Source organism: Lentzea sp. NPDC055074, assembly GCF_053608005.1.
Genome location: NZ_JBSGUQ010000027.1, coordinates 63,447 through 76,093, shown reverse-complemented (window position 1 = coordinate 76,093; position 12,647 = coordinate 63,447). Strand labels below are relative to the sequence as shown.

Sequence of the window (12,647 nt, the reverse complement as noted above, 5' to 3'; positions counted from 1 at the left end):
GACGTCAGCGGGCGTACCGGAGCACCCAGAGCATGTCCTGCTCGGTGACCGGTACGTCCGCTGTGCACGCCAGCAGCCAGTCCGTCAGCGACTCCGGATCGATGCCCGCCCCGATCAGCACCAGCTGAGTCGGGGCGTCGTCGTCGACCGCGGTGAACGAGACGGACGCGCCGACTGTGTGCAGCATGAACGTGCCGAGCGGGAACCGCACGAAACCCTTGGCGCGGAACAACCCCTCGGGACGAGCCGAGAGGAAGTCCATGAACAGCTTGGGGTGCAACGGCTCCTCACACTCGAACGACACGCTGTCGTACGAGGCGTGCGTGTGCGTCGAGTGGTCGTCGAGGTCGTCGAACGACAACTGTCGCGGCCCCATGTCCGGCGGACGCACCTCGAACAGCAGCGCAGGGTCGATCCGCCCGTACGACACCGGCAGCACGGGAGCCGAGCAGGGCAACGTGGGCACCGACGACACCCGGTCGACCTTGTTCAGCACCACCAGGTCGGCCAACGCGAGGTCGCGTTCCAGGTGCGGCACGGCCGAGAGCTCCACCGCGTCGACCACGTAGATCAGCCCGCCGTACGACACCCCCGGCGCCTGCAACACCATCCGCACCATCGCCGCCGGCTCCGCGAGCCCGGACGCCTCGATCACGATGACGTCCAGGTCCGCCGAGGCCAGCCGCGACAGCATCCCGTCGAGCTCGGTGCCGTCGACGGCGCAGCACAGGCAGCCGTTCGACAGCGACACCATCGAGTCGACCTGGGCGGAGACGGAGAACGCGTCGATGTTGATCCGCCCGAAGTCGTTCACCACGACGCCGATCCGCGTGCCGCCGGACGTGCGCAGCAGGTGGTTGAGCAGGGTGGTCTTGCCGGAACCGAGGAAGCCGGCGAGCACGACGACGGGGATCACGACGTCCGAGGCTAGCCGGTGAACTCCGCGTTGCGCCGCAACACCTCATCCACGGTGCCGTCGAACATCGGCGGGTAGATCACCAGCTCGTCCACGCCCAGGTCCTCGTACTCGCGCACGACCGCGGCGGTGAGCGGGACCTGCGCGGACACGCTGATCCGGAAGCCGTCGGGGCGCTCGGGGAACCGGGCGAGGTGCCCGCGGATGTCGTCGGGCGTGCCGATGCCGAACCAGCCCTGCCCGCGCGTCACGGCCCGCCGGAACGCCGACGGGCTGTGCCCGCCGACCACCACGCGCACGTTCGACGGACGCGGATGGGCGTCGACGCCGGAGAACGACACGAACTTCCCCGAGAACGACGGCGCCTCCGCGTGCCAGAGCTGGTCCATCGCGTCGAGGTACTCGTCGGTCCGGGCGCCCCGGTCGGCGAACGTCGCCCCGACCGCGGTCATCTCCGGTTCGAGGTAGCCCGCGCCGACGCCGAGCGTGAACCGGCCGCCGCTCAGCACGTCGAGCGACGCCACCTGCTTCGCGAGCACGAGCGGGTTGCGCTGGGGCAGGATCACGATCCCGGTCGCGAGCTCCAGGGTGGACGTGACGGCCGCCACATAACTCAGGTGCGCCAGCGGATCCACGATCACGGTGTCCGGTTCGGACGGTGACGGGTCGACGCGTGGCGACGGCAGCACCACGTGGTCCGACGCCCACCACGACCGGTAGCCGAGCGACTCGGCCAGCTGGGCGAGCCTCCTCGTCTCGTCCGGGCCTGCCGTGTCACCGATGTTGAGCCCCTGCACCCCGATGTCCATGATCGAGGCAACCATCGATTTCCATCGATCATTCCCGAAAGTGCAACGAAACGGGCTCCCGGCGCATCAGAATGTCGAGAAGGGGGGCGATGATGACCGAGTTCCTGGCTGCCGCGCTGGCGTTTCCGACCGTGGTGTTCAGCCTGCTGTTGCTCATAGTGCTCGCCTACTGGCTCACAGTGGCGTTGGTGGGCCTGGACTTCGACGCCCCCGTCATGCCGATCTCGGTCTCGATGTTCATCGTGATCACGTGGTTCGCGGCGCTGGTCGGCACCGTGCTCACACCCGAGGGCAAGCTCCGGTACGCGGTCCTCGCGGGCTCGCTGCTCGTGGGAGCACTCGTCACGAAGATCCTTCTCATCCCGGTCAGGAACTGGACGAAACCGGAGAAACCGGCGTCCCGCAACGACTTCGTGGGACGCACCGCGGTCGTCAGGACCTCCAGGGTCACCGAGCAGTACGGGCAGGCCGAGGTGACCGCCGACGACGGCGGTACGGCGGTCGTTCAGGTGCGAGCGGCACAGAGCACCGAACTCACAGCGGGGCAGACCGCGTTGATCTTCGACTACGACGCAGAGGGCGAGTTCTTCTGGGTCGTGGACATCACCACAGGGGGCTGAACATGGGTGCGATCTCCACGGGGCTGATCGTTCTGATCGCCGTGAGCGCGTTCGTGCTGATCTTGGCGTTGATCACGCTGAGCAGACTTTTCAAGAAGTGCGAGCAGGGCAAGGCACTGATCGTCTCGAAGATGCGCAAGGTCGACGTGACCTTCACGGGAACCGTCGTGCTCCCGGTGCTGCACCGCTGCGAGACGATGGACATCTCGGTGAAGACGATCGAGATCCGCAGGGCGGGCAACGAGGGCCTGATCTGCAAGGACAACATCCGCGCCGACATCCGCATCACGTTCTTCGTGCGGGTCAACAAGACCGTCGAGGACGTCATCAAGGTCGCGCAGGCGATCGGCACCGAGCGCGCGAGCCACGAGCAGACGCTGCAGGAGCTGTTCAACGCCAAGTTCTCCGAGGCGCTCAAGACCGTCGGCAAGCAGCTCGACTTCGTGGACCTCTACACCCACCGCGACGAGTTCCGCGACCGGATCGTCCAGGTCATCGGCACCGACCTCAACGGCTACAGCCTCGAGGACGCGGCCATCGACTACCTGGAGCAGACGCCGCTCAAGCAGCTCGACCCCGCGAACATCCTGGACGCGCAGGGCATCCGCAAGATCACCGAGCTGACCGCGATCGAGCACGTCAAGACCAACGAGTTCACCCGCAACGAGGAGAAGGAGATCACGCGCCAGAACGTCAGCGCGCGTGAGGCGATCCTCGAGCTCGAACGCCGCCAGGCCGACGCGGAGATCAAGCAGAGGCGCGAGATCGAGACCGCCCGCGCGCAGCAGGAGGCGGAGACGCAGAAGGTGCAGGCCGAGGAACGCCTCAAGGCCAACACCGCCTTCATCCGCACCGAGGAGCAGCTCGGCATCCAGACCGAGAACAAGGCCCGCGAGATCGCCGTCGCCGAGAAGAACCGCGAGCGCGTGATCGCCGTCGAGACCGAGCGCATCGAGAAGGACCGCCTGCTGGAGGTCATCGCCCGCGAACGCGAGACCTCGCTGCGCATGATCGAGAAGGACAAGGAGCTCGAGCACGAGCGCCGCGCGATCGCCGACCTGGTGCGCGAGCGCGTCGCCGTCGAGAAGACGGTGGCCGAGCAGGAGGAGAACATCAAGAAGCTGCGCGCGGTCGAGGAAGCCGAGCGCGAGCGTCAGCAGATCATCATCCGTGCCGAGGCCGAGGCGCAGGAGTCGCTGGTCAAGGACATCAAGGCCGCCGAGGCCGCCGAGCAGTCCGCGCAGCACAAGGCCCGCGAGGAGGTCGTGCTCGCCGAGGCGCGCAACCAGGCCGCCGAGCTCGACACCCGCTCCAAGATCCGTCTTGCCGAGGGCACGCAGGCCGAGGCCGCCGCGAAGGGTCTCGCGGACGCGCTGGTCAAGGAACGCGACGCCGCGGCGTCGGAGGCACTGGGCCGCGCCGAGGCCGTGGTGGACCGCGAGAAGGCCCTGGCCGACGCCGAGGGCATCAAGGAACGCCTCAAGGGCGAGGCGGAAGGCCTGTCGCACAAGGCCGAGGCCATGGCGGCGCTCGACACCGCCACGCGTGAGCACGAGGAGTACCGCCTGCGCCTCGAAGCGGAGAAGGAGATCCGCCTCAAGGGCATCGACGTGCAGCGCGAGATCGCCGAGGCCCAGGCCATGGTGCTCGCCGCCGGCCTGGAGAAGGCCGACATCGACATCATCGGTGGCGACACGATGTTCTTCGACAGGATCGCCAGCTCGATCACCGCGGGCAAGCAGGTCGACGGGTTCGTCGGCGGCTCGGACGTGGTGCAGGCACTGGGTTCCAAGTGGATGGACGGCACGAACAACTTCCCCGAGGACCTGACGAAGATCCTCAGCTCGTTCACGACCGGTGACGCGCAGAACATCGCCGCGGCGATCGCGCTGACCCAGATGGCCAAGAACAACGGCCAGACCGCATGACGGTTCTCGACGCCGGCACCTACGAGGTGCTGCGGGCCCGGCTGGCCGAACAGGCCGCCGGGCTCGCCCGGGGCACGGAGGCGCTGAACGACCGGCGCGTCGAGACCTTCGGCAGCACGGCCCTCGAACTCGTCGCCACCGAACGCATCCGCACCGAGAACAACTGCGTGCCGCGAGACATCGTGGCGCTCGGCGACGTGATGCTGTTCGGCTACAACGTCTTCATGGGCCTCAAGCCCGAGACCGCGGTCAACGACGTCTTCGCGGCGCACGGCAGGGACTTCGGCACGGTCGAGGCCGAGTTCCTGCGGGACCCTAGGTTCCGCAACGACTTCGCCGAGCTGTACCGCTACTACCGCGAGACCCGGCTGCTGCAGCTGCGCATCGTCGAGTCTCGCCTGCTCGCGGTGTTCCAGACCGGCGCGCGGATCGAGGACATCAAGGTCCTGCGCTGGGACGTCAAGGTCGACGGCTCGGTCACCTACGTCGACGACCGGGGCGACCGCGACCACGTCTTCCCGCCCGCGCACGACTTCACGTGGGTCGAGACGACCCGCGAGCAGCACGTGCTCGGCCGGCACCCGCACATCGCCATCGACAACGAGGTGTTCGTCGAGACGGTCGGCGGCACGCTGACCGTCAAGATCGAGAACAACACCGAGTCCGGCGAGGGCGTCTACTCCGAGCCCGTCGACGAACCGCTGCAGAGCCTCGCGGACGCCGAGATCCACTACGCCCGCGTCGGCCCGCTGATCCTCCTGAAGATCCTGCCTTACAAGGAGACCGCGCCCCGGCACCTGGTCTTCAACACCCGCTCCAAGGAGGTCACGAGGCTCGACGGCATCGGCCAGGCCTGCCAGCGGCTCCCCGAGGACCAGGGGATCATCTTCCCCGGCGGGTACTACCTGGTCACGGGCGCGGACAAGACGTTCGACGTCGACACGGACGAGCTGGAGTTCGAACGGGTCGTCCGGTCCGCGAACGGCGAGGACGTGCTGTTCGTCTACCACGCCCGCCGCGAGGGCCGCAGCCTCCTGCTGCCCTACAACGTGATCCGCAAGGAGGTCGCGACCCCCATCACGTGCCACGGCTACTCGCTCTTCGCCGACGGTACGCTGGTGGTCTTCCGCGAGACCGGCTCCGAACCCGTGCGCGTGCACCCGATGCAGGTCTGGCGCACACCGTTCATGGCCCAGGAGGTGCTGCCGGACCAGGCGGGCCCGCTCGCCCGGATCGGCAACGCCGAGCTCGTCCGCGGCATCTCGGACTGCCTGTCCATCACCAGGATGAGCGCCGAGATGACCCCGAGCGCACCGGTGTTCGAGGGCCTGATCGCCCTGTGCACCAGGGTGATCGACGGTGTGTTCTGGCTCGACGAACTGGGGCTCAAGCAGGACGTCCAGGCCGTCCGGGCCACGGCCGAGCAGGTGCTGGACGAGTTCGAGGCCGTCCGCACGCTCACCGAGCACGCGGCCCGGCAGCTCCACGAGGCCGCCGAGAAGCTCGGCAGTCTGATCAGGCTCGCGAGGTCCGCCGCTCCGCGCAGCGCCGACGAGTGGGTGCGGCTGCTGGCCGACCTCAGGTCCGCCCAGGGCCGTCTGATCACCCTCAAGGACCTCAGGTACGTCGACGTCGAAGAGATCGACAGACGAGAAGCCGAACTGGTCGAGGAGCTCGGCGCGTCGGCACGCAGGGCCATCGCGTTCCTCAGCGGTGAGGGTGCGTTCTCCCAGTACCACGAGGAGATCGAGCAGATCGCGGCCGCGGAGCTGAAGACCGCCGCCGAGGCGAAGCCGTTGCGTGAACGGCTCGCGCAGCAGCAAGGCGGCCTGGAGGTGCTGACCGAGGTCGTCAGCACGCTCGACGCCGCCGACACGACGACCCGCACGCAGATCCTGGCGAGCATCGGCGAGGTGCTGGCCGCGGTCAACCGGGCACGGGCCACTGTGGACGGTCGCCGCGCCCAGCTCGCGAACGCCGAGGGCCGCGCCGAGTTCGCCGCGGAGTTCGCGCTGCTCGGCCAGGCCATCACGGGCGCGCTGTCGGTCGCGGACACCCCGCAGCGTTGCGACGACCAGCTGGGACGACTCCTGCTGCAGCTGGAGAACCTCGAGTCGCGGTTCGGCGAGTTCGACGACTTCCTCGCCCAGGTCGGTGCCAAGCGCACGGACGTCTACGAGGCCTTCTCCGCCCGCAAGCAGACGTTGCTCGACGAACGGGCGCGCAGGGCCGACCGGCTCGTGCAGTCCGCGGAACGCGTGCTCGGCACGATCCGCCGTCGCGTCGGCAAGCTGACCTCGACCGACGAGATCAACACGTACTTCGCCGGCGACCCGATGGTCGCCAAGGTCCGCACGGTCGCCGAGCAGCTCAGGGAGCTCGGCGACGTCCGGGCCGACGAGCTCGACGCGAGTCTGCGCGATGCCCGGCAAGAGGGAGGCCGGGCACTGCGTGACCGGGCCGATCTGTACGACGGCGCGTCGATCGTGCTCGGTCGTCATCGTTTCCCGGTGACGACCGAGCCGATGAACCTCACGCTCGTGCCCCGCGACGGCCGCCTCTACTACGCCGTCACCGGCACCGACTACCGCAGCGAGGTCACCGACGGCGAGTTCGCCGGGACCAAGGGCTTCTGGGACCAGCTGCTGGTGAGCGAGACCCAGGCCGTCTACCGGTCCGAGCACCTCGCCGGCTGCCTGCTCGCCGAGGGCCGCACCGACGTCACGAACGCCGCCGCGGAACGCTACGACGAGGGCTACGAGAAGGGTGTCCACGACCACGACGCCGAGAAGATCCTCGCTGTCCTGCAACGACTCCACGCCGGTGCCGGACTGCTCAGGTACCCGCCGCAGGCCCGTGCCCGAGCCCAGATCTTCTGGTCCGAGCAGCCGGCCGACCAACGCGCGGTGTGGACGCGCAAGGCCGAGTCGCTGGCCCGGGCCCGCACGATCTTCGGTGGCACGCACGGGATTCCCGAGCTGTGCGGCCAGTTCGGACTGGACGAGCTCACCGCCGAGTACCTGTTCGAGGAGCTGGCCTGCGAGCCCGAGGGTTTCGTCACCAGCAAGGCCGCCCGCGCGGTGATCGACAGGTTCCGCGCCGTGGTCACCGAGGAGCTCCACGACCGCGACCTGATCGAGGCCTGGCTGCACGCGTTCCTGAAGGACGAGGTCTGCCCGGAGTTCCCCGAGGTCGTCGCCGTCCTGCTCACCGACCTGCCGCGCTACGACTCCAGCGCGTCGCTGACCGAGACCGTCACCGGCCTGCTCGGCACGCACCCGCGCGTGCACGACCAGTCGATGGACCTGCGCCTGGACGAGACCCTCACCAGGCTCAGGACCTTCCGCTCCGACCAGGTCCCCGCCTTCCGCGCCTACCAGCGCAAGCGGGACGAGCTGCTGGCGGAGGAACGCCGCAGGCTCAGGCTCGACGACTACCGGCCGGCCGTGCTGAACACGTTCGTGCGCAACAGGTTGCTGAACGAGGTCTACCTGCCGTTGATCGGTGACAACCTCAGCAAGCAGCTGAACGACGGCACCGGCCTGCTGATGCTGATCTCTCCGCCCGGCTACGGCAAGACGACGCTCATGGAGTACGTCGCGAACCGCCTGGGCATGGTGTTCGTCAAGGTCAACGGCCCGGCGCTCGGCACCGGCGTCACCTCGCTCGACCCGGCCGAGGCACCGAACGCCACCGCGCGCCAGGAGGTCGAGCGGATCAACTTCGCGTTCGCCCTGGGCAGCAACGTCCTGCTGCACCTGGACGACATCCAGCACACCTCACCGGAGCTGCTGCAGAAGTTCATCTCGCTGTGCGACGCCCAGCGCCGGGTCGAGGGCGTCTGGGACGGCGAGCCGCAGACGTTCGACCTGCGGGGCAAGCGCTTCGCGGTGTCGATGGCCGGCAACCCGTACACCGAGACGGGCCGGGCGTTCCGCGTGCCCGACATGCTCGCGAACCGCGCGGACGTGTGGAACCTCGGCGACGTGCTGTCCGGTCGCGACGAGCTGTTCGCGTTGAGCTACCTGGAGAACGCATCCGGCTCGAACCCGACGCTCGGCGGTGTCGACGTGGAACCGTTGGTGCGCCTGGCGAACGGCGAGAGCGTCCGGCACGAGTACGAGACCGTCGAGCTCGAACGCATGCTGTCGGTCGTCCGGAAGCTGCGACGGATCCAGCAGGTCGTGCTGAAGGTCAACCAGGCGTACATCGCGTCCGCGGCGGACCCGTCCGAAGAGCCGTTCCTGTTGCAGGGCAGCTATCGCAACATGAACAGGATGGCCGCGCGGATCGTGCCGGCGATGAACGACGACGAGGTCGAGGCGTTGATCGACGACCACTACCTCGGGGAGGCGCAGCTGCTCGGCGCGCTGGCGGAAACGAACCTCGCGACACTGCGGCGGCTCAAGGGTTAGCTGTCGTCGCAGCTCAGCTCGAACCGGTCGAAGTGGTCGAACCGGCCGTTACCGGGACCACGCACGTCGGTCGGTTCGAGCTGGTGTTCCTCCAGGAACTCGCAGAACTTCTCGACGTCTAGAGGCCACTGCAGGCAGTGCTTGAGGTCGTCGCCGAAGAGCTCCGAGTCACACCGCAGCAGGTCGTACAGGTTCGGTCTGGGCTTCTTGCCCGGCGGTGGCGGTGGCGGCGGTCTGTGCCCGGGCGGAGGAGGCGGCGGCCGGTCGGCGTCCCCCTGAGCGCGCGGTGGCGGAGGGGGCGGCGGTGGAGGCGGTGGCCGCTGGACCCCGACGGCGGAGACGGTGGTCGTGGCGGTCGCGGTGACGACCTCGGGCGGCAGGGGCGGCGGTGCGACCAGGCGGATGTCGACGGGCTTGTCCGGGGGTGCCGAGAACAAGGCCGCGATCAGGGCCGCGCCCATCACCGCCACCGCGGCTGTGAAGTAGCCGCGGCGTCTGACACCTGCCATCGCTTCCGCTCCCCAGGTTCCGCCTGCCCGGTAGCCGCCGTCCCCGTGGAATCGTTGCGCCCGCTAACGGTGTTACAGGATCAGCCGGTCTTGTCCGGTCCGGCGGAGGTGAGCGAGATCCGCAGGATCACGCGCTGCTCGCGCTGCATCGCCGCCCGGTAGTCGTTCCAGTCGGCGTGCTCGCCGGAGATCGTCCGGTAGTACTGGACGAGCAGGTCCATGGCCTCGGGCAACGGCACGACCGTCGCGGTCCCGTTGAGCTGGATCCAGCGGCCGAAGAAGCTGTCCGGCAGCACGCACAGCGAGACGTGCGGATCGCGCTGCACCTGCTTCGTCTTGTACGCGGCGGCTCGTGTGGAGACGAGCACGTCGCCGTTGTCGTCCAGTGCGACGAGCACCGGCGACATCGCCGGGGTGCCGTCGGACTTCAGTGCGCAGAACACCGCGCGGTGCTGGCTGCGGAGCACATCCCGTGCCTGGTCCAGGTCCATGGTCTTCATCCTGGCGAGACGGGACGATGTCCGCATGCCCGACCCGAACTCCGTGAGCTGGCAGATGCACGCCGACCCGACGATGTGGATCGCCGGGATCGCGAGCCTCTACCTGCAGGCACTGCACCCCCAGGCGGTCGCTGGTGTCGTCCAGAACTCGAACTTCCAGGCCGATCCGCTCGGCAGGCTCAAACGCACGGCGGACTTCGTCGGCCTCGGCGTCTACGGCACCGACGAGGACATAGCCACCGCCGCGGCACGGGTGAGGGCCACGCACCGGAACCTGCGCGGCGTCGTCGACGGCCGGACGTTCCGCGTCGACGAACCCGAACTGCTGCTGTGGGTTCATTGCTCGGAGGTTTCCTGCTTCGAAACAGTGCTCGACCGCGCGGGGTACGGGCTGACCGGAAGGCAGAAGGACCTCTACTACGCCGAGCAGCGCTCTGCGGCCGCTTTGGTCGGATTGCACCCGGATGAAGTACCGGGATCCCGGCGTGAAATGGCCGAATACTTCGACCGGATGCGTCCGGTTCTGCGCCGGACGCCCGATTCCGATGTGATCTACGACTTCTTGCACGGACCGCCCGTTCAAGGGTGGGTCCGCCACGGACTCCCCGTGTACCGGGTCCTCGTGGGCCACCTGGCCTACTCGGTACTACCCGAGTGGGCGCTCGAACTGCACGGCCGCGAACCGTACAAACGTGCTGATCAGTGGCTGCGATTGATGCGCCGAGCTGCGCTTTTGGTGCCCGACAGGATCAGGAGGCTCGCTCCGCCCGGCCATCTGAGGCACGCGATCGAGCGGCACGGGAAGCATGTGACACCGAGCAGGGCGAGGCTTCCGTAGTTGTCATACATCACAGTCGATCATCGCCCCAGGTCCGTAGCATTGCGCACGAATCCAGACCACCCCCGGAAGGCCTGTCGTGATCCGTCGTGCCGCGCTCCTGACTGCCGTTGCGGTGTTGGCCACCGCCTGTGGGAGCGGTGACACCACCACAGTCATCGGACGTGCTGACTCCGGAAAGCTGACCATCGGCATCCGGTACGACCAGCCCGGCATGAGCCAGCGACGCCTGGACGGCCGGTACGTCGGCTTCGACGTGGACGTCGCCAAGTACGTGGCGAGCGAGCTCGGGGTGAAGGACACCGGCATCACGTTCAAGGAGGCCCGGGGTGCCGCCCGCGAGTCGATGCTCGAGAACGGCGAGGCCGACCTGATCATCGCCTCGTACTCGATCACCGACGCCCGCAAGGAGAAGGTCGCCTTCGCCGGCCCGTACTTCGAGACGGGTCAGGGCATGCTGGTGCGCTACACCGAGAACTCCATCCAGGGCCCCGAGACCATGAACGGCCGCAAGCTGTGCTCGGTCAAGGGATCCACCTCCGCGCAGAAGGTGAAGACGGACTTCTCGCAGCAGGTGCAGATCGTCGAGTACGGCCAGTACTCCGACTGCGTGATCGCTCTCATGGCGGGCAACGTCGACGCCGTCACGACCGACGAGGTCATCCTCGCCGGGTTCGCCGCGGAGAACCCCGAGCTGCTCAAGCTCGTCGGCAAGACGTTCTCCAAGGAGCGCTACGGCATCGGCGTGCCGAAGGGGGACGCCGAGTCGCGCGACGCCGTGAACGAGGCCATCGAGAAGATGATCTCCAGCGGTGAGTGGAAGCGGGCCCTCGAACGCAACGTCGGTCCGTCGGGTTACGAGATCCCGCAGCCACCCACCATCACCGAGAAGTCCTAACCGATGGCCGCGGACTTGGCGGTCCAGGCCGCCCAGTCGAGGGTCCAGTCCCAGTAGTCGCGGTCGGCCGGACCCAGTTGCACCGAGGACCCCACGACCTCGACCGGGTCACCGATCATCGTCAGGTCGTAGAAGATCCTGGCGTTGGGACCGGACAGGTTCGCGCACCCGTGGGACACGTTCTCGTTGCCCTGCTGGGGGATCGTCTTGTCGTTCTCGTGCACGAACTCGCCGTTCTGCGAGATCAGCACCGCCCAGGTGACCGGGACGTCGTAGTTGTACGTGGTGCTCTTCATCCGCCGCGCGGCTTCCTTCTGCTGCACCACGTGGATGCCGGACCGGGTCACCCTGCCCGGGTCGGACTCCTTGCCGTACGACGCCGGCAGGTCGTGCAGCAGCACGCCGTCGCGGTAGATCTCGAACCGCTTGGTCTGCGTGTTGGCCTTGGCGACCAGCGCCCGGTCCGCGATCTTGAACTGCGCGTGCACGTCGGACTTGCCGTAGGCACCCCCGCCGAACGGCACGCCGTAGACCGCGACGTCGAGGAAGACCTCGGTGTTCGGTCGCCAGTACTCCTTCGGCCTCCAGTGCGCCTCCGTGTCGGACAGCCACGCCCACGCGCCCTCGGTCGGCACGGAGGTCTTGACGGTCATCGACTTCTGCACCGAGGCCTTGTCCTGCACCGGCGCGCTGAAGGTCACCTTCAACGGCATCGCGACGCCGTAGGTCTGGTTGTCGCCGACGTTGAGCTTCGCGCTGGTGAGCCGCTGCGGCTTGACCGTGCGGAACGATCCCGAGACCGGAACCTCCGCGCCGTCCTCACCCTTGCCCGAACCCGACCACGTGTAGGCCTTGTCGTAGCCCAGGTCCTCGGTGGCGACCCATCGGCCGGCGGTGAGCTCCCCCTTCACCACCCGCCCGTCGGCACCCGTTAGCGCGACGGCGGTCAACGCGCCACCCGTCATTCCGACCTCGAATGGTCCGGCCGGGCTGACCCCTTCGCCCGTCGACGGAGTCACCGTCAGCACGCCCTTCGCCTTCGCCTGTCCCGCCGGAGCAGTGGTCGGCGAACCGGTGCCGGATGCACCGTCGGTCGCGGCGCCGCAGGCGGTCAATCCCAGTAGCAGAACCAAAATCAGTGGCCGGAACACGTACTCCCCCAAGATCCCCTCGTCCAATGCTCAAGAGGACGCGCGGCGGTGGAACACGTTGCT

The 12,647-nt window shown here is 68.1% G+C and carries 10 protein-coding genes; 5 read left to right on the top strand and 5 right to left on the bottom strand.

All coding sequences use genetic code 11. The features are described 5' to 3' along the window. Nucleotides 1-4: 4 nt before the first annotated feature. Together ACWF7A_RS40235 and ACWF7A_RS40230 are read right to left on the bottom strand one after the other, a co-directional pair. The gene (locus ACWF7A_RS40235) at nt 5-916 is read right to left on the bottom strand and encodes a CobW family GTP-binding protein (protein ID WP_452255750.1); all 912 of its coding nucleotides are present in this window, start codon (nt 914-916) and stop codon (nt 5-7) included. An 11-nt stretch (nt 917-927) separates the two neighbouring features. Beyond that, nucleotides 928-1,740: an LLM class F420-dependent oxidoreductase gene (locus ACWF7A_RS40230; protein WP_452255749.1), complete on the bottom strand. Its 813-nt coding sequence runs from the start codon at nt 1,738-1,740 to the stop codon at nt 928-930. Between the two features lie 77 nt (nt 1,741-1,817). On the opposite strand from ACWF7A_RS40230, the gene ACWF7A_RS40225 reads away from it, so the two are divergent. From ACWF7A_RS40225 to ACWF7A_RS40215, 3 genes are read left to right on the top strand one after another with little or no spacing between them, the layout of a single operon-like run. Next, nucleotides 1,818-2,345, top strand: a complete 528-nt coding sequence (locus ACWF7A_RS40225) for a hypothetical protein (protein WP_452255748.1) — start codon at nt 1,818-1,820, stop codon at nt 2,343-2,345. 2 nt (nt 2,346-2,347) lie between these two features. Then, nucleotides 2,348-4,273, top strand: coding sequence for an SPFH domain-containing protein (locus ACWF7A_RS40220; RefSeq protein WP_452255747.1), 1,926 nt, complete (start codon nt 2,348-2,350; stop codon nt 4,271-4,273). Beyond that, on the top strand, nt 4,270-8,688 hold the full coding sequence (locus ACWF7A_RS40215) for a DNA repair ATPase (protein WP_452255746.1): 4,419 nt from the start codon (nt 4,270-4,272) through the stop codon (nt 8,686-8,688). The genes ACWF7A_RS40220 and ACWF7A_RS40215 overlap by 4 nt, the downstream gene beginning before the upstream one ends. Here ACWF7A_RS40215 and ACWF7A_RS40210 read toward each other — a convergent pair. After that, nucleotides 8,685-9,197 (bottom strand): hypothetical protein, encoded by a 513-nt coding sequence (locus ACWF7A_RS40210; protein WP_452255745.1) that lies wholly within the window; start codon nt 9,195-9,197, stop codon nt 8,685-8,687. The genes ACWF7A_RS40215 and ACWF7A_RS40210 overlap by 4 nt on opposite strands. 80 nt (nt 9,198-9,277) lie before the next feature. After that, entirely contained in the window at nt 9,278-9,688 is a 411-nt protein-coding gene (locus tag ACWF7A_RS40205; RefSeq protein ID WP_452255744.1) for a PPOX class F420-dependent oxidoreductase, read from the bottom strand. A 34-nt stretch (nt 9,689-9,722) separates the two neighbouring features. On the opposite strand from ACWF7A_RS40205, the gene ACWF7A_RS40200 reads away from it, so the two are divergent. Together ACWF7A_RS40200 and ACWF7A_RS40195 are read left to right on the top strand one after the other, a co-directional pair. Beyond that, entirely contained in the window at nt 9,723-10,535 is an 813-nt protein-coding gene (locus tag ACWF7A_RS40200) for an oxygenase MpaB family protein (RefSeq protein WP_452255743.1), read from the top strand. A gap of 82 nt (nt 10,536-10,617) precedes the next feature. Beyond that, complete coding sequence (locus ACWF7A_RS40195; protein ID WP_452255792.1) at nt 10,618-11,433, top strand: glutamate ABC transporter substrate-binding protein; 816 nt, start codon at nt 10,618-10,620, stop codon at nt 11,431-11,433. On the opposite strand, the gene ACWF7A_RS40190 is transcribed toward ACWF7A_RS40195, so the two are convergent. Next, a complete protein-coding gene (locus tag ACWF7A_RS40190) occupies nt 11,430-12,548 on the bottom strand; it encodes a L,D-transpeptidase (protein ID WP_452255742.1) in 1,119 nt (372 codons plus the stop codon). The genes ACWF7A_RS40195 and ACWF7A_RS40190 overlap by 4 nt on opposite strands. Nucleotides 12,549-12,647 lie beyond the last annotated feature (99 nt).